Origin of the sequence: Methylobacterium sp. Leaf469 (assembly GCF_001424745.1) — a bacterium.
Classification (GTDB): Bacteria; Pseudomonadota; Alphaproteobacteria; order Rhizobiales; family Beijerinckiaceae; genus Methylobacterium.
Map to the genome: position 1 here is coordinate 322,927 of NZ_LMRE01000012.1, position 17,215 is coordinate 340,141.

The 17,215-nt window shown below is 70.0% G+C and carries 16 protein-coding genes; 8 read left to right on the forward strand and 8 right to left on the reverse strand.

The features are described 5' to 3' along the window. Positions 1-143: 143 nt before the first annotated feature. Entirely contained in the window at positions 144-845 is a 702-nt protein-coding gene (gene bcsS / locus ASG60_RS09340) for a cellulose biosynthesis protein BcsS (RefSeq protein ID WP_244476619.1), read from the forward strand. A gap of 13 nt (positions 846-858) precedes the next feature. Here bcsS and ASG60_RS09345 read toward each other — a convergent pair whose 3' ends face one another. Then, positions 859-1,593, reverse strand: coding sequence for an SDR family oxidoreductase (locus ASG60_RS09345; protein ID WP_056170335.1), 735 nt, complete (start codon positions 1,591-1,593; stop codon positions 859-861). Between the two features lie 116 nt (positions 1,594-1,709). Here ASG60_RS09345 and ASG60_RS09350 point away from each other — a divergent pair, with 116 nt between their 5' ends. Together ASG60_RS09350 and ASG60_RS21915 are read left to right on the forward strand one after the other, a co-directional pair. Next, positions 1,710-2,576 carry a formyltransferase family protein gene (locus ASG60_RS09350; protein WP_056170338.1) on the forward strand — a complete coding sequence of 289 codons (867 nt, stop codon included), beginning with the start codon at positions 1,710-1,712 and terminating at the stop codon, positions 2,574-2,576. Between the two features lie 116 nt (positions 2,577-2,692). Then, positions 2,693-2,863 carry a DUF2256 domain-containing protein gene (locus ASG60_RS21915; RefSeq protein WP_082478927.1) on the forward strand — a complete coding sequence of 57 codons (171 nt, stop codon included), beginning with the start codon at positions 2,693-2,695 and terminating at the stop codon, positions 2,861-2,863. Here ASG60_RS21915 and ASG60_RS09355 read toward each other — a convergent pair. From ASG60_RS09355 to ASG60_RS09370, 4 genes are read right to left on the reverse strand one after another with little or no spacing between them, the layout of a single operon-like run. Further along, positions 2,858-3,436, reverse strand: a complete 579-nt coding sequence (locus tag ASG60_RS09355; protein ID WP_056359589.1) for a nucleotidyltransferase family protein — start codon at positions 3,434-3,436, stop codon at positions 2,858-2,860. The two genes, ASG60_RS21915 and ASG60_RS09355, sit on opposite strands and share 6 nt — an antisense overlap. Further along, positions 3,426-4,451, reverse strand: a complete 1,026-nt coding sequence (locus ASG60_RS09360; protein WP_056359592.1) for a molybdopterin-binding protein — start codon at positions 4,449-4,451, stop codon at positions 3,426-3,428. Before ASG60_RS09360 ends, ASG60_RS09355 begins: the two co-directional genes overlap by 11 nt. Then, positions 4,448-5,149 carry an XdhC family protein gene (locus ASG60_RS09365; protein WP_056385165.1) on the reverse strand — a complete coding sequence of 234 codons (702 nt, stop codon included), beginning with the start codon at positions 5,147-5,149 and terminating at the stop codon, positions 4,448-4,450. The genes ASG60_RS09360 and ASG60_RS09365 overlap by 4 nt, the downstream gene beginning before the upstream one ends. A gap of 7 nt (positions 5,150-5,156) precedes the next feature. Beyond that, complete coding sequence (locus ASG60_RS09370; RefSeq protein WP_056260757.1) at positions 5,157-5,480, reverse strand: XdhC family protein; 324 nt, start codon at positions 5,478-5,480, stop codon at positions 5,157-5,159. A 199-nt stretch (positions 5,481-5,679) separates the two neighbouring features. On the opposite strand from ASG60_RS09370, the gene ASG60_RS09375 reads away from it, so the two are divergent. Beyond that, positions 5,680-6,810 (forward strand): branched-chain amino acid ABC transporter substrate-binding protein, encoded by a 1,131-nt coding sequence (locus tag ASG60_RS09375; protein WP_056385167.1) that lies wholly within the window; start codon positions 5,680-5,682, stop codon positions 6,808-6,810. Positions 6,811-7,069: 259 nt separating this feature from the next. Continuing rightward, positions 7,070-7,342: a translation initiation factor IF-1 gene (gene infA, locus ASG60_RS09380; RefSeq protein ID WP_055947419.1), complete on the forward strand. Its 273-nt coding sequence runs from the start codon at positions 7,070-7,072 to the stop codon at positions 7,340-7,342. 101 nt (positions 7,343-7,443) lie between these two features. Here the strand turns inward: infA and parC are convergent, their stop codons facing one another. Together parC and recO are read right to left on the reverse strand one after the other, a co-directional pair. After that, positions 7,444-9,693 (reverse strand): DNA topoisomerase IV subunit A, encoded by a 2,250-nt coding sequence (gene parC / locus ASG60_RS09385; RefSeq protein WP_056385169.1) that lies wholly within the window; start codon positions 9,691-9,693, stop codon positions 7,444-7,446. Between the two features lie 53 nt (positions 9,694-9,746). After that, on the reverse strand, positions 9,747-10,487 hold the full coding sequence (gene recO / locus ASG60_RS09390) for a DNA repair protein RecO (RefSeq protein ID WP_056385317.1): 741 nt from the start codon (positions 10,485-10,487) through the stop codon (positions 9,747-9,749). Positions 10,488-10,616: 129 nt separating this feature from the next. On the opposite strand from recO, the gene ASG60_RS09395 reads away from it, so the two are divergent. After that, positions 10,617-11,006, forward strand: coding sequence for a hypothetical protein (locus ASG60_RS09395; protein ID WP_244476620.1), 390 nt, complete (start codon positions 10,617-10,619; stop codon positions 11,004-11,006). A gap of 55 nt (positions 11,007-11,061) precedes the next feature. Continuing rightward, a complete protein-coding gene (locus tag ASG60_RS09400; protein ID WP_082531679.1) occupies positions 11,062-11,814 on the forward strand; it encodes a gamma-glutamylcyclotransferase in 753 nt (250 codons plus the stop codon). Here the strand turns inward: ASG60_RS09400 and dnaE are convergent. Next, positions 11,796-15,305 carry a DNA polymerase III subunit alpha gene (dnaE, locus tag ASG60_RS09405; RefSeq protein ID WP_056385172.1) on the reverse strand — a complete coding sequence of 1,170 codons (3,510 nt, stop codon included), beginning with the start codon at positions 15,303-15,305 and terminating at the stop codon, positions 11,796-11,798. The two genes, ASG60_RS09400 and dnaE, sit on opposite strands and share 19 nt — an antisense overlap. A gap of 574 nt (positions 15,306-15,879) precedes the next feature. Here dnaE and ASG60_RS09410 point away from each other — a divergent pair. Then, complete coding sequence (locus ASG60_RS09410) at positions 15,880-17,127, forward strand: nucleotide disphospho-sugar-binding domain-containing protein (RefSeq protein WP_056385175.1); 1,248 nt, start codon at positions 15,880-15,882, stop codon at positions 17,125-17,127. Positions 17,128-17,215 lie beyond the last annotated feature (88 nt).

Below are 17,215 nucleotides of genomic sequence, written 5' to 3' on the forward strand. Positions count from 1 at the left end.
TCGGCGAGCGAGATATCAAACCGTAGAACCACCTGAGATCACGACTTCGATTCATACAATTCAGGATTTCATGCTAGTCTCGTTACATCCTTTGGGAATCGCTGGATGTGACGAACGACGGACCATTGCGAAGACGATCGCGCGTGCGCGCCGTTCGGGTGGCGGTGGTCGGCCTTGTGCCGACGGTCCTCGCCTCCGGAATCGTGCAGGCTCAGGACGATCCGGTCTCGCTGCTCCTGTTCGGAAGCCTCGAGACGGGTCCGTCGACCTTCGTCAGCGCCGGTGCCAAAGTCGCCCTCGACCGGATCGACCGGGAGGGGTTCGTCGCCCTCGCGAGCCTCGGGGCCGGCACGCGACGGGAAGGAACGGGCCGGCGGGAGACGGCCACGGCGGCGGCGGTGGTCGGCTACCAGTGGTTCTACGATTGGGGCGTCCTTGCCGCCTATGCGGGGGCCGAAGGCTCCATCGAAGCCGTGACGAGAGGGGGCGTGTCCGGCTTGGAACCGGCCCGCGTCGGCGCCCGGCTCCACGGCGAGGTCTGGGCCCGGCCAGCCGAAGCGACGCTCCTCACCATCACGGCGATCCTCGATACGTCGCGGACCGCCGCGTGGGGACGCGTGTCCTGGGGATGGCAGGTGGAACCGTGGCGCGGCTGGAACCCCTATCTGGGGCCCGAACTCGCCCTCTACGCCGACCACACCGGCTACCGGAAATGGAACCTCGGCGTACACGCGACGGATTTCACCGTCGGCCGCTTCAGCCTACGCACCTCGGCGGGCCTGCAGTTCGAACCGCGGGACTCGGCCAGCCCCTATGTGAGCCTCACCGTCTGGACGCCGTGGTGAGGCCCGCACCGGCTCACCCCTTGGTGCGAAGGGCCGAGCGGCCACCATCGACGCCGACCACCTGACCGGTGATCCAGGCGGCCTCCTCCGAGACGAGGAAGCTCGCGAGGCCGGCGATGTCCTCCGGTGTACCGAGGCGCTGCAGGGCGTGCATCGCGGCGATCCCCGACGCCAGGGTGGCGCTATTCGTGATGGATGCCGAGAGCGGCGTACGGGTCAGCGACGGCGCGACGACGTTGACGCGGATCTGCGGGCTCAGTTCCGCGGCGAGCGAGAGGGCCAGGCCTTCCACCGCGCCCTTGGCCATGGCGACGGAGGCATGCGCCGGGAAGCCCTGCGCCACAGCCACCGTGGAGAACAGGACCACCCCGACCCCGGCTTCGCCGGCGGAGGCCTTGAGCACGGGTGCGGCGGACTGGATGGCCAGGAACGCCCCCAGCGCATTGATGCGAAAATCGGCTTCGGCATCCTGGATCGTCAGTTTGGCCAAGGGCCGCAGGTTGATGGTCCCGACGGCGTAGACCAATCCGCCGAGTTCCGGTCCAGCCTCCTCCGTGACCGTCTTGAAGAAGTCCGGATCGGTGACGTCGCCGGCGGTGAAGGTCGTCTCCCCGAGTTCCGAGGCCGCCGCCTCCAGGCGCCCGGCATCGCGGGCCGCGAGGTGCAGGCGATAGCCGCGTCGGCGTAGAGCCGTCGCCGTCGCCCGGCCGATACCGCCCGTTCCGCCATAGAGGATGACCCGCTTCATGCCCGCTCCCATTCCGTTCGCGATGGATTAGGTAAGGCACGCGGGGGCGACGTGGAGCGTCCCTCACCCGGATCGCCCCATCCGTGGCGTCGCAGCCCCTTCAGCGAGACACGCCCATGAAGTTCGCCTTCGCCGGCATCGATTTCCTCGGGGGCGTGTTCGAGAGCCTCGTGGAGGCGGGCTGGACGCCGATCAAGCTGTTCACCCGCCCCTGCGACGGGATCTACGATCACAACGAGGTGGTGGTCGCCCAGGCGCGGCGGCACCGCGTGCCGATGCAGCTCTCGCGCATCAAGGCCCCCGACATGCAGGCCCTGGCGCAGGAGCATGGGCAGGACTGGGCCCTGGTGGTGGCGGGTTATCCCTGGCTGATCCGGGGCTGGCGCGGACTGGCGGCCTACGGCGTCAACATCCACCCATCGCCCCTGCCCATGGGGCGCGGCCCATATCCGTTGTTCAAGGCGGTGGCCGACGCCCACACCGAATGGGGGGTCACCGCCCACGTGCTCGGCGAGGAGGGCTTCGACACCGGTGACATCATCGCCCAGGAGCGTTTCGCCCTGTCGGACCACGAGACCCACGAGAGCCTGCTCTCCAAGTGTCAGCTCGCCGCGCGCCGCCTCGCCGCCGGTCCCATCGCCCGCGATCTGCCGGCCCGCTGGCGCAGGGCCGAGCCCCAGGGCGAGGGTTCTTACTGGCCGCGCGTCACCGACGCCGACCGGACCCTCGATTTCCGCAGCGACGTGGACGCGATCCTGCGGCGGGTGCGTGCCTTCGGGACCATCGAGACCATCGCGCGGCTCGGTGACGGCCGCATCTACGTGGCGTCTGCGGAAGGCTGGCGCGAAGCCCATCGGCATACCCCCGGCACGGTGGTCCACCGCTACCGCCGCCACGTCGTCATCGCGGCCCGCGACGGCTACATTCAGCTCAACCGGTGGAGCCCGATAGCGGTGACGGAGGTCGATCATCTCGGGCGGTGACCGGACGCCGAAGTCTCAGAGACAGCCATTCGGGGCCGGATACGACCTTCGACCGAGACAACGACCCGGCGACATCGGGGCCCGTTCATGCAGGACCCTTCCATCAGGACCCTTCCATGGCGCGGATGCGCAAGAAATCCGACCTTCCCACCAAGACCTGCGTGAACTGCCGAAAGCCGTTCGCGTGGCGCAAGAAGTGGGAGCGGGTCTGGGACGAGGTGCGCTACTGCTCGGACCGCTGCCGGGCCGAGGCAAAGCGCGGCAAGGCCGATCCCGACGGGTCATAGGCCGGCGAGGGCTTCGGGCGTATCGACGTCCTGAAGCACGGCCCTGTCCATGGGCACTTCACGGACGTCCGAGCGCCGGGCCAGGAGGCGGCCCGCGCCCTGATCGCCCGAGAGCGTGGCGAGATCGGCGTCGAGGCGCCGGCGATCGAGCAGCACCGGATTGCCGCGCTGTCCGTCATGGACGGGCACGACCGCCGCCGGATCGCCGTCGGCGAAGGCGTCCGCCAGGGCGATGAGGTGGTGGGGGCCGATCCGTGGCATGTCGCCGAGCAGCACGAGGATCGCGTCCGCGGCGGGCAGCGCATCGAGGCCGACCCGCAGCGACGTGGACAGACCTTCCCCATGGGCCGGGTTGTCGATGCAGGTGAGGTCGAGCCCTTCCAGGGCCGCGCGCACGGCCGGCCCATGGGCGCCGAGCACCGCCACCACCGGACCGAGCCGCGCGGCCAGGGCGGCCCGCGCCGCGTGGCGCACCAGGGGCTCGCCGTCGAGGAGGCTCAGGAGCTTCGGCGCCGGACCGAACCGGGTGCCGCGCCCGGCGGCCAGGAGCACGAGCCCGAAGTCAGTGGTCATCGTCGTCGGCCGGGGTCCCGCCGGAACGGGGCTGGGGCCGCGACCCGATCTCCATGAGAAGGCCGCCGACCCCGAGGCCGACGATGTCGGCGCGGGTGACGGCGAGCCCGGCGAGCAGCCGGTGCAGGATCCAGTCGAACCCGTTCTCCTTCGGCGACCGGGCACAGCCGGGCGCGCCGATCACCGGGACCGCGCCGAGCGCCCCGACGAGCAGGAGGTTGCCCGGATCGACGGGCATGCCGAGGTGGTCGATCCGACCGCCGGCGGACTCGATTCCCGCCGGAATCACGTCGCGCCGGTCGGTGATGGCGGAGGCGCCGAACACCACCACGAGGTCGGCGCCCTCCGCCACGCGGGCCCGGATCGCGGCGCCGACCGCACCGGCCTCGTGCGGAACCCGGGACTCGGCGACGATTCCCGCCCCCGTGGGTGCGAGGCGCCGGGCCAGGGTCGCCAGGGTCTTGTCGACGGTCGCATCCTTGAGACCGGGGAGCAGCGTCGAGACCACGCCGACCCGGGTGCGCGTGTAGGGCGCGACCCGAACGGCCCTGTCGGGCGCGATCCGGCAGGCGTGCTCCAGGGCGGCGCCCGCGACGGCGTACGGGATGATCTTCACGGTGGCGACCATCTCGCCGGCCGCCACCGGGCGAAAGGCCGGCAGCGTCGCGACCGTGATGGCCTCGTCGACGGCATTCACGGCGTCGATGCCGGCCCGGTCGAGGAGGAGGAGTCCGGCCTGCCCGGCGAACAGGTTGCAGCGCCCGGTGAACGGCGAATCGCGGCGCAGGCCCGGTCCGGCCAGGCGCAGGGCGAGCCGCTCGGCCGCGGCATCCTCGCCGACATCCCCCGGTTCGAGGCTGACCGCCACGATCTCCCTCACGCCCGCCGCATGGAGGCGGGCCGCGTCCTCGGCCGGGATCGGCTGCCCCTTGCGCAGGATCACGCCATGCTCGCGAACCGTATGGGCCGCGATGAGGCCGGCGGCCTCGCGGGTCGGGACCGCCCCGAATCTCACGCCGGCGCCCCGGCGCGGGGCGTGCGCTGCGCCGCCACGACCTGAGCGAGGATGGACACGGCGATCTCGGCCGGACTCACGGCGCCGATGTCGAGGCCGATGGGGGCGGCGATCCGCGCGATGGCATCGGGCGGGAACCCGGCCCGTTCGAGCCGCCCGACGCGGGCCGCATGGGTTTTTCGCGAGCCCAGCGCCCCGACGTAGAAGCACTCGGCGCGCAGGGCCGCCATCAGGGCGGGGTCGTCGATCTTCGGATCGTGCGTCAGGGCGGCGACGGCGCAGTAGCGGTCGAGGGCCGGGACGGCACCACCCAGGGCCTCGTCGGGCCAGAGGGTGACGAGCTCGATCCCGGGAAAACGCTCGGGGGTCGCGAAGGCCGTGCGCGGGTCGATGACGGCGACGGCGAGATCGAGGGCCATCGCCATGGGACACAGGGCTTGGCTGATATGCACGGCGCCGATGATCACGAGGCGCACGGGCGGGGCCTGCACGGTGAGGAAGACCTCGCGGCCCTCGACATCGACGAGACCGCCCTTGCCCGACGCCAGTCGCTTGGCGAGGAGTGCGGCGAGGGGATCGGCGGGAATCTCGGCCTCGCGCACCACGCGCTGCGCTCCGCCGTCGAGGTCGGTCACCAGGATGGCGGCGCGCCGGGCGGCGCGCTCGGCATTGAGAAGGGTCAGAACATCGAGCTGCATGGCGGCCTCAGGCCACCGGCTCGACATAGACGCGGATGCGCCCGCCGCAGGACAGGCCGACCCGCCAGGCGGTCTCGTCGGCGACGCCGAACGCGACGACGCGCGGCCGCCCATCGGCGATGGCGTCCATTCCTTCGGTGATGACCGCGCCTTCGACACAGCCCCCCGAGACGGAGCCGAGGAAGTTGCCCTCGGAATCGACGACGAGGTGACTGCCCACGGGTCGGGGTGCCGAGCCCCAGGTCTCGATCACCGTGGCGAGGGCCACGCCGCGTCCGGCACGGCGCCACGCCTCGGCCGCGCTGAGGATGTCGTTCTCGGTGGAGAGCATGATTGACTCCGGGATCTGGGACGACGGCCCCTCTCCGCGCAACACGGAAGACGGGAGGTAAGCTCCCCCGACGCCAGGACAATGCGGCCGACGGGACCCGAGCGCCAGGACCCGAGCGCCAGGACGTAACCTTGCGCACGCTTTGCGCCGGCCTATCCTGGCGCCATCTTTCCGGGTTCGGGGTACGAGGACAGGCCCAATGAGACGTTTTGCGGTGGCTCTCGCGCTCTTCGCCAGCGCCGCCCAGGCTCAGCCCGGTCCCCTCGTCATCGGGCTCTCGGCCCCCCTCACCGGACAGGACGCCGCGTTCGGGCAGGGGATGCGCGCCGGTGCCGAACAGGCGGTCGCCGAGATCAATCGGACGGGCGGCCTCAATGGACAGCGCCTCGTCCTGGTGGTGGCGGACGATGCCGGCGACGGCAAACAGGGGCTCGCAGTGGCACGCCGGTTCGCCGCGGAGCGGATCGGCTTCGTCGTCGGCCCCCTCAACGCCGCCGTGGCCGGCGCGACGATTCCGATCTACGCGGAATCTGGCATCGTCGCGGTCACGACAGGGGTCGCCTGGGCGCCCCTGACGGCCGGTGGCCATTGGAACGTGTTTCGCACCGGCGCCAACGAAGCCGGGCAGAGCGCGCTCGCGGGGGCCTACCTCGCCAGGCAGTTCGCCGGACGCCGCATCGGCCTCGTGCACGACAAGACCACCTTCGGACGCGGCCTCGTCGATGGCGTGGCGCGGACCCTGAAGGCGGCGGCCCAGGGCGAGGCCGCTTTCGAGGCCCTGTCGCGGGGCGACAAGGATCTGTCGGCCCTCGCCGGCCGCCTGAAACGGGCACGGGTGGACGTCGTTTATTTCGGCGGCCTCGCGACGGAGGCCATCGTGCTCCTGCGGGCCATGCGCGAGGCGGGTCTCGACGCGCCCCTCGTCGGCAGCGACGGGCTTCTGGACAAGGAACTGTCCCAGGTCGCCGCGGCCGACGGCACGGTGATGACCGTGGCGCCGGTTACGCGCCTGCCCGAGGTCAAGCCGTCCCCGACGAAGCCGCGCATGCCGGAGGCCGAGATCCTCGCCGCACAGGTCTTCGTCGCACAAGGTTACGCCGCCGTGGAGGTGCTGCGGGGCGGGATGCTGGGCGCGCGATCGACGGACGCCCGGGCGGTGGCCGCCTTCCTTCGTGGCGGCACGGCCGTGAAGACGGTGCTCGGCCCCCTCGCCTACGACGCACGCGGCGACCTCAAGGCCGATCCGCGCCGACCGGCCTACGTCCTGCAGGTCTGGCGCCGCACGCCGGACGGGCGGATCGATTACGCGGGCAATACGATCGACCCTTGAGATCGACGGTCCCGGCGGTCGGCGCGATCGCGTGTTCGATCGGAAGGACGATGGCTGATTTCCATGCTTCCCTGTCGATGGGATTCGCCATCGGGCCGGAAAAGCTTGCTTCGCGCCGATCCCAACATTATGTCGGGGCAACGCTCGCCGGTGTTGCGCATCCGATGGGATCGGACCCGCCGCCCGCCGCGTTTTGCCGAACGGCTTCGTTTTATATTCCGGGTCGCCCCGTTCTGGCTGTCCCGCTTGGAGAGTGTGGATGGCGAAAGAAGAATTGATGCAGTTCGACGGTCTCGTGATCGAGATCCTGCCGGACGCACGCTACCGCGTGCAGCTCGACCAGGGGCACGAGATCGTGGCCTACACGGCCGGCAAGATGAAGAAGAACCGCATCAAGACTCTGGCGGGCGATCGCGTCACCGTCGAAATGTCGCCCTACGACCTCGAGAAGGGCCGCCTCGTGTTCCGCCACAAGGACGAGCGTTCCGCCGGTCCGCGTCCGCCCATGCGCGGCCAGTTCCGTCGCCGCTGACGTTTCGAGCGCCAGACGCCGCTTCGGCCCGTATCGATCAACGACAATGCCCGCTTCGGCGGGCATTGTCGTTCTGGCGGGTCACTCGACGAACCGGCGGCCTATCTGCCGAACCGCTCGAACTTCGGGAAGCTCCGGGTCATGAGCGTCCCGGCGTCGGAGCGGTGGCCCATCCATTTCTCCAGGATGCTCGCCTGGGCGAGCCGCGCCTCGCCCCCGGTCTCGCGCCACGGCAGGCCCTCGGCGAGGGTGAAGACGCAGGCATCCGTCAGGGTTGTCTGGCGGCAGCGTTGCAGACGCACGCCCTTGCCGCGCACCAGTTCGGGCATCTCCGCGAGGGGGAAGACCAGGAGCAGACGGTCGGCGCTGCAGACGGCGACGTGGTCGCCGGTCGCCGGCACCAGCAGGGTCGCGGTGGCGGGCGCATCGAGGCCCATGATGCCCTTGCCCTTGCGGGTGTTGGCCACCAGAGCGTCGGCCGGCGCCACGAAGCCGCGCCCGTCGGAGGCCGCCACCAGCAGCTTGGCGCCCGGCTGATACGGCAAGGCCGCGACGATCTCGGTGCCGTCGTCGAAATCCACCATGAGGCGGATCGGGTCGCCGAAGCCGCGGCCACCGGGGAGCTTGGCCGCCTCCAGGGTGAACACCTTGCCGTTGGAGGCCAGCACGAGGAGCTTGGCCGTGGTCTCGCTCGGGAACGCGATCTTCAGGCTGTCGTCGCCCTTGAAGGCGACGCCCGAGAGGTCCGCCACGTGCCCCTTCAGCGCCCGGATCCAGCCCTTGGCCGAGACGATGACGGTGATGGGCTCGCGCTCGACCATGGCCGAGGTGAAGTCGATGCCGGCGGTGTCGGGTGGGTTCTCGAGGGTGGTGCGCCGGGCACCGATCTTGGTCTCGGGTCCGAAGGTCTTCTTCACCGCGCGGATCTGCTTGGTGATGTCGGCCCATTGCAGCTTGTCGGAGCCGAGGAGTTCCTCGATCCCGAGCTTCTCCGTCGTCAGGGTGTCGAGTTCGCGCTTGAGTTCCATCTCCTCGAGCTTGCGCAGGGAGCGCAGGCGGGTGTCGAGGATGGCGTTGGCCTGGATCTCCGTCAGTTCGAACCGCTTCATCAGGGCGGCCTTCGGCTCGTCCTCCTCGCGGATGATGCGGATGACCTCGTCGAGGTCGAGGTAGACGATGAGCAGGCCGCCGAGGATCTCGAGGCGCCGGTCGATCTGGGCGAGGCGGTGGCGCGAGCGGCGCTGCAACACGACCCGGCGATGGTCGAGCCACTCCCGCAGGGCTTCGGCCAGACCGATGACCCGGGGGACGAGGCCGCCGACCAGCACGTTCATGTTGAGGGAGATGCGGGCCTCGAGCTCGGTGAGTCGGAACAGCGACTCCATCAGGATGACGGGATCGACGTTGCGGGCGCGCGGCTCCAGCACGATGCGGACATCCTCCGCCGATTCGTCGCGCACGTCGGCGAGCAGCGGGAGCTTGCGCTCCTGCAGCAGCTCCGCGAGCTTCTCGATGAGGCGCGCCTTCTGCACCCCGTAGGGAATCTCAGTGACCACGATGGTCCAGGTGCCCCGCCCGAGATCCTCCTTGGCCCAGCGGGCGCGCACGCGAAATCCGCCGCGCCCGGTGCGGTAGGCCTCGGTGATGGATTCGGCGCTGTCGATGAGGATGCCGCCGGTGGGGAAGTCCGGCCCCTTCACGAAGGTGAGGAGCTGGGCCGAGGTCGCCTCCGGGCGGGTGATGAGATAGAGCGCCGCGTCGCAGAGTTCGGCGGCGTTGTGCGGCGGGATCGAGGTCGCCATGCCGACGGCGATGCCCTGGGAGCCGTTGGCGAGCAGGTTCGGAAAGGCCGCCGGGAGCACCACCGGCTCCTCTTCCTGCCCGTCGTAGTTCGGGCGGAAATCGACGGAATCGTCGTCGAGCCCCTCCATGAGGAGGCGCGCGACCTCCGTCATCCGGGCTTCGGTGTAGCGCTGGGCGGCGGCGTTATCGCCGTCGATGTTGCCGAAATTGCCCTGGCCGTCGACCAGCGGATAGCGCTGGGCGAAGTCCTGGGCCATGCGCACCAGGGCGTCGTAGGCCGCCGTGTCGCCGTGCGGATGGTACTTGCCGATGACGTCGCCGACGATGCGGGCGCATTTCTTGAACGCCGAGGTCGGGTCGAGCTTCAGCAGCCGCATGGCGAACAGGATGCGCCGGTGGACCGGCTTCAGCCCGTCGCGGGCATCGGGCAGCGCCCGGTGCATGATGGTCGAGAGCGCATAGGCGAGGTAGCGGTCCTCCAGGGCGGATTTCAGCTCGACGCTCTCGATGCCGTCGGAGCCCGACGGCGGCTCGAAGGGCTGGCCCATCACGATCTCCAGGGGCGACGCGGCCCCATATCAGAACAAATCAAGAACATGACTTAGGCGCTTCCCGTCCCCAAGGCAACGAAGCGCGCCCGGGCATCCGGGGGCGGCAGCGCGCGCGGTCCCCAGATGTGCTGATCGAGGAAGTACCCCGTCAAGGTAAACCCCGCCGTAACGTCGGCGCCCTCGGGGGTCATCGGCAGTGGATCGCCCGGCGCCCGCTCCCGCAGGAAGTCCGGCAGGGCGAGCAAGCGGTCGCGATAGGGCTCGCCCGCCGACGCGCTCACCGCCCGGCCCGAGCGGGGCGAGACGTAGATCAGGGCGTCGTTGCCCCCCGTCGCGGCGCAGGCGGACAGATCGAGACCGAAGCCGAGATCCGCCAGGATCGCGAGTTCGAACCGCACCATCAGGGCCGGCGCGATGTCGGGATCGTGGAGGTGATCGATGAGAATGCGGGCGGCCGCGTAGAGTTGCGGGTGCGGGTCGCGCTCGGGCAGCAGGCGCAGGAGACCGGCGAGGTGCGCGATGCCGTGAAGGGCGAGCCCCGATCCCATCAGCCGCGCAGCCACGGATTCGAGGGGCTCGACGGCGTAGGCGCCGAGGCTGTCGTCGAGGCGCGCGCGCCACGTGGCCTGGACCCGGTTGCCGGGCTGAAGCACGGGCTGCATCCGGCGCGAGCGGCCACCGTGGACGAGGCCGAGATGGCGCCCGTGCGCGGCGGTCATGAGTTCGAGCACCACGCTCGTCTCGCCCTGCCGGCGCAGGCCGAGCACGAGGCCGTCGTCGGTCCATTGCATGCCTCTCCATAGGCCGATGCCGGCGGGAAGGAAAAGCATGGTGGGACATTCGATTGTATCGCCCAAAAACTTCCCGTTTTGCGAGAACCGTCCTACGCTTCCGCCTAAGCACGGACGGACAGGATGGTGATGGGAATTCTCGCGCGGTTCTTGGTCCTCGGCTGCGCCTGCGGCCTCTCGGCCTGCATCGCCCGTCCTCCCGCAGCGGCGGCTGGCGCGACGCTCCGCACCCGCATCGCCGCCCTCGCCCTGGCTCAGGTGGATTTCGGCTCCGTCTCGGTGATCCCCATACGGTTCGAGCACAGCCGCATCTCAGGTCCGTTCGAGGATGGCGGGCGCACCCTCTACTGCGTCTCCACGCGGATGAAGGGCCGGACGTTCGGCAAGGGCGAGCGGGCGAAGGCCGTGATCCGGGACACGGGCGGCGTGCTCGGCGTGGTGTCCGACGATGAGGAGATCTGCAACGGGCACCGCACGGAGCCGTTTCCGGAACTCGAGACCCTCGGCAATCCCGCCTGATCCATCGGGATAGGCCCGGGCTTGCTCCCGCGGTGAGGGGATGAGACCCTGGGGCATGCCAAAACGCCCGTTGAGCCTCAGCCTCGACCTCATCGCCCGCGCCCATCCCGATCCCGTCCGCGACGACCCGGGCGCCCTCACCCTCCTCACCGACGACGAACTCGAACCCGGCCTCGCCCAGGCGCTCACCCGGCGACCGTCCGGCGCGAAGGGCCTGTGGGTGTTCGGTTACGGCTCCCTGATCTGGCAGCCGGAATTCACCTTCACCGAGCGGCGCACCGGAACGGTGCGGGGCTATCACCGTCGGTTCTGCCTGCTGCAGCGGCGGTTCCGCGGGAGCACGGAGCGGCCGGGCCTCGTCCTGGCCCTCGATCGCGGCGGCCTGTGCCGCGGCGTCGCGTTCCGGCTCGCGGGGGACGATCCGCACGTCACCCTGCTGCCGGTCTGGCGCCGGGAGATGCGCGGCAACGGCTACGCCTCCCGCTGGGTGGGGGTGGAGACCGACGCCGGCCCGGTCACCGCCCTGACCTTCGTGGTCAACCGCGCCAGCGACCGCTACACCGGCCGCCTCACGGACGCCGAGATCGCCGACCGCATCGCCACGGGGGCCGGGCATCTCGGGCCGAGTGCCGAGTACCTGTTCCGCACCGCCGAGGCCTGCGCGCGGGAGGGGATCCTGGACGAGCACCTGTGGACCCTGCAGGCGTTGGTGGCCGAACGGTTGGATGCCATGGCGCGGGCCGACGGGGCGCCCCAAGCGCCGAGCAGGCCGGCGGCAAGCCCGTCGCCTCAGTTCACCTCCACCTGAACCACCCCCGGCACGGCCCGGAGCGCGCCCGCGATCTGAGGCGTCGCCTGATACTTGCCCTGCAGCTTCACCTCGACCTCGCGGTCGCCGTTGTCGAGGAGGAGAATCAGCGAGACCTCGCCCTCGCCCCGCACCTGCAGGCGCTGCTGGACGGGCGCGATGGAGCGCTCGTCGCGGAGATAGATGCGCATGCCCTTCTGGTGGCGAGCCACCGCCACATCGAGGGGTTCGGCGGTGACGATGCGGGCGCGCACGTCCTCGCCCTCCAGGTTGGCCTGGATCTGGAGCACCAGGGGACGCCCGGGCTCCAGGATCTCGCGATACTGGCCGAGGCCTTCGGAGAAGATGATCGCCTCGAAATGCCCGGTCTGGTCGGACAGGATGACGATGCCGAGCTTGTTGCCGGTCTTGGTCCGGCGCTCGGACCGGTCGAGGACGGAGGCGGCGACCCGGCCGACGCTGGTGGTGCCGGCCCGCACCGCCTTGCAGAACTCGGCCCAGGTCTGCACCCGGAGCTTGCCCAGCAGATCGCCGTACTCGTCGAGGGGGTGGCCCGAGAGGAAGAAGCCGATGGCGTCGTATTCCTTCTTGAGCTTGTCGGCCATCGGCCAGCCCTCGTAGGCCGGGATGCGCAGGGTCACGTCGGCCGCGGTGACGCCGCCGAACATGTCGGCGATGCCGGTGCTCTCGGCCTCGGCGGCCCCTTGGGCGAGCTTCATCATCGGCTCGATGGCCGCGCAGGCCCGCGCCCGGTCCGGCTCGATGGTGTCCATGGCCCCGGCCGCCACGAGGTTCTCCAGGGTGCGCTTGTTGATCATGCGCGGGTTGAGGCGGCGCGCCAGGCACGCGAGGTCCCGGAAGGGCGTCTCCCCCCGGGTCTCCACGATGGATTCGACGGCGCCGCGGCCCACGCCCTTGATGGCCGACAGGGCGTAGACGATGCGGCCGTCCTTGACCTCGAAGTTGACCCCCGACGTGTTGATGGAGGGCGGCTCGACGACGATCTTGAGGCGCTGGGCGTCCTGGCGGAATTCGGCGAGCTTGTCGGTCACGTCGATGTCGAGCTGCATGGCGGCGGCCAGGAACTCGACGGGGTGGTTCGCCTTCAGGTAGGCGGTCTGATAGGTCAGCAGGGCGTAGGCGGCGGCGTGTGATTTGTTGAATCCGTAATCGGCGAACTTCGCCAGCAGGTCGAAGATCTCGTCGGCCTTGGCCTTGGTGAGCTCGCGCTCGATGCAGCCCTTCACGAAGCGGTCGCGCTGGGCGTCCATCTCGGCCTTGATCTTCTTGCCCATGGCGCGGCGCAGCATGTCGGCCTCGCCGAGCGAGTACCCGGCCAGCACCTTGGCCACCTCCATCACCTGTTCCTGGTAGACGATGATGCCGAAGGTCTCGCGCAGGATCGGCTCCAGCTTTGCGTGCGGATACCAGCTCGCCTCGTTGCCGGCGTCGCGCCCGAGCTTGCGCTCGCAATAGACCGGGATGTTGGCCATGGGGCCGGGGCGGTAGAGGGCCACGAGGGCGATGATGTCCTCGAACCGGTCGGCCTGCATCTCGACGAGCGCCTTGCGCATGCCGGCGGATTCCACTTGGAACACGCCCACCGTCTCGCCGCGCTTCATCGGCAGGTAGGTCGCCTCGTTGTCTAGGGGCAGCGAGGCGAGATCGACGATGATGCCGCGCTTGGCCAGCAGGTCGGTGCAGTAGCGCAGCAGGGTCAGGGTCTTCAGACCCAAGAAGTCGAACTTCACCAGGCCGGCGGCCTCGACCCACTTCATGTTGAACTGGGTCACCCGCATGCCGGTCTTCGGATCGCGGTAGAGGGGGACGAGCTGTTCGAGGGGCCGGTCGCCGATGACCACGCCGGCGGCGTGGGTCGAGGCGTGGCGGTGCAGGCCCTCCAGCTTCTTGGCGATCTCCATGAGGCGGGCCACGATGGGCTCCTCCTCCATGGCCGCCTGGAGCTTGGGCTCGCCCTCGATGGCCTGGGTCAGGGTCACGGGGTTGGCCGGGTTCTGCGGCACCAGCTTCGTGAGCTTGTCCACCTGCCCGTAGGGCATCTCCAGGACGCGGCCGACGTCGCGCAACACGCCGCGCGCCTGCAGGGTACCGAAGGTGATGATCTGCGCGACCTGCTCGTGGCCGTAGCGATCCTGCACGTACTGGATCACCCGCTCGCGGCCGTCGACGCAGAAGTCGATGTCGAAATCCGGCATCGAGACGCGCTCGGGGTTGAGGAAGCGCTCGAACAGCAGGCCGAAGCGAAGCGGGTCGAGGTCGGTGATGAGGAGCGACCACGCCACCAGGGATCCGGCACCCGAGCCACGGCCTGGGCCGACCGGAATGTCGTGGTCCTTGGCCCACTTGATGAAGTCCGACACGATGAGGAAGTAGCCGGGAAACTTCATGCCGACGATGACGTCGAGCTCGAAGGCGAGGCGGTCGCGATAGACCTGCTCGCTCATGCCCGGCGCCGTGCCGTGCTGTGCGAGGCGCAGGTCGAGGCCGGCGATGGCCTGGGCGCGCAGCTCCTCCGGCTCGGATCTCACCACCTCCGCCCCGGCTGCGCCGGGGGCCTCGCCGGCGACGGCGTCGGCGGTGACACGGGCGAAGTTCGGCAGGATGGGCTTGCGCGTGCGCACGCGGTAGGCGCAGCGCATGGCGATCTCGACCGTGGCGTTCAGGGCGTCCGGCAGATCGACAAACAGCTCGGCCATCTGCGCGCGCGTGGTGAAAGCGTGCCGCGGGGTGAGCTTGCGCCGGCGCTCGTCGGAGACGAGGCGTCCGTCCGCGATGGCGAGCAGCGCGTCGTGGGCGTCGTAATCGCCGGTACGCGCGAAGAACGGTTCGTTGGTGGCCACGATGGACAGGCCGTTGGCATCGGCGAGCCGGAGCAGCTCGCGCTCGATGGCCCGTTCGTCGGACAGGCCGTGGCGCAGGATCTCGACGTAGAGGTTGCTCTCGCCGAAGGCCGCCTTGAGCTGGGCGAGACGCGCGGCGGCGAGCTCGGCCCGGCCCTGGCGCAACGCCCCGTCGAGGGGTCCGGTGGTCCCGCCCGTGAGGGCGATGAGCCCGCCGGCGCATTCGGCCAGCCCGGCGGCGCTCACCCGGGGGGCATCGCCGAGGGCGCCGTCGAAGTAGGCGCGGCTCGCCAGCCGCAGGAGGTTCGCGTAACCGGCCTCGTCCTGGGCCAGGACCACCACGTTGGCGCAGCCGGCCTGCCCCTGAACCACCCGCGCCATGGGATCGGGCGTCTCGAAGGCCACCGTCACCTGCAGGCCGGCGATGGGCTGAATCCCCGATCCGGAGGCCTTCTCGGAGAATTCCAGGGCCCCGAACAGGTTGTTGGTGTCGGTGAGCGCCAGGGCCGGCTGCCGGTCGGCCGCCGCCGCCTTGACGATGTCCCCGACCTTCAGCGCCCCTTCGAGGAGCGAGAACGACGAGTGGACGTGGAGGTGGACGAAGCCGGGATCTTTGAGGATGCGCGTCATGCTCCCAACAGCCCGACTCGTGGTGAACGATCCATCAAGAATGCGCGGAGCGGATCGTTTGGCTGTGGAAGGCCGCCATCCGTGATGCGTCGGCAACGCTATCGCAACGGCGCCAATGCGACAGCCCAAGCGGCGACCGAAACCGCAAGGAGACCGAAGGCCATGAATTCGACCGCGCCGGTGAGGATCATCCGCTTGAGCATGGGAAGCGCCTTTCGTTGAGCTCTCCCATTTTGTTCCTGTTTTGTTCTATGTAAAGCGAAAAGGCCGTCTCGCGGTCGGCAGAGTCAACGAAATGTGAAGCCCGGGCCGGCTGCATGATTTCACGACGGATTCGCATGCCGCTGCATGGACGATCCTGCCAACATGACGCGGACAGCAGGCAAAGCCGCATGTTCTACTGAAGATCCATCGCATCGTCCCTGCTGCGACAACGCTTCGACTCCGTAAGATTCCGCACATCGTTGCAGGACGGCCAGTCACCGCCAAGGCCCGAATCACAACCGCAGGATGGCGAACACGAACCCTGTACCTATGTGAGCGGGACACCCGGACTCCGCATCACAGACCGAACATGCAAATCAAGTTGGTGGCCGTCGGCTCACACGGCGACGTCCTTCCCTTCATCGGCCTCGGGGCCGAACTGGTGCGACGCGGGCACGCCGCGGTTCTGGCGGCGCCCGCCCCCTTCGCGCAGCTGGCGGCCCGCGCTCACCTGCCGTTCCACGCTCTCGGCACGCGCGCCGATTACGAGCGGACCGTCGCGGTGCCGGACTTGTGGCATCCGAGGCGGGGGGCCTTCGTCCTGTTCGACCAGCTCGCCCCGACGACGGAGCAGACCTACGACTGGCTGGCCCGTACCAGCGCACCAGGCGAGACCCTCGTGGTCGCCTCGACCCTCGGCCTGGGCGCCCGCGTGGCGCAGGACAAGCTCGGCCTGCCCGTCGTGACCGTGCATGTCATGCCCCTGCTGGTGGAGAGCCGGCACGCCGCGCCGGTTCTGCCGGGCATCCCCCTCGCCCACCTGCTGCCGTCCCGCCTACGGCACTGGCTCGGCCGGGGCGCCGACCGCTACGTGATCGGCCCGGCCGCCCTGCCCCAACTCAACGCCCTGCGCGAGCGCCTCGATCTCGCGCCCGTGCGCCGCCTGCGGCACTGGTGGAACAGCCCGACGCGGATCCTCCTGATGTTTCCGGAGTGGTTCACCGCCCCCCAGGCGGATTGGCCGGCCCAGGCCGCGCAGGTCGGCTTTCCCCTGGTCGATCGTCTCGGCGATACCCCTTCCCTGAGCCCGGAGCTGAGCGAGTTCCTCGCGGCAGGGCCACCACCCCTGGTGTTCACCTACGGGTCGGCGATGCGTCACGGCCAAGCCTTCTTCCGGACGGCCTGCGCCCTGTGTCGGACCATGGGCCGCCGTGGCGTGATGCTGGCGCCGGAGTCCGGTCAGATGCCCACGGATCTGCCGGAGGGCGTCATCCATGTCCCCTACGCGCCCTTGAGCGTGCTGCTTCCGCGCGCCGCCGCCCTGATCCACCACGGCGGCATCGGCACCGTCGCCCAGGCCCTGGCCGCCGGCATCCCGCAGCTCGTGGTCCCGGTGGCGTTCGACCATTTCGACGAAGGCCAGCGCCTCCAGCGCCTCGGCGTCGGCGCCATGCTCGGCCGGCGTCGGTTCACCCCAGGCCGGGCCGCCCAGGCCCTCAACCGTCTTCTGGCCTCCGAGACCGTGGCGCAGGCCTGCGCCGAGACGCGCATGCGCATGACCCGGGAGGACGGCGTATCGGCCGCCTGCGACGAGATCGAGCGCCTGATCGCCCGCTGAGTCATACCAGTTCCGGTCGATCGCTTCGCGATGCGGATCTGGGCTTCGCTCAGGCGCCGCGCGGGCTGCCTGAGACTGTCTCCGTATG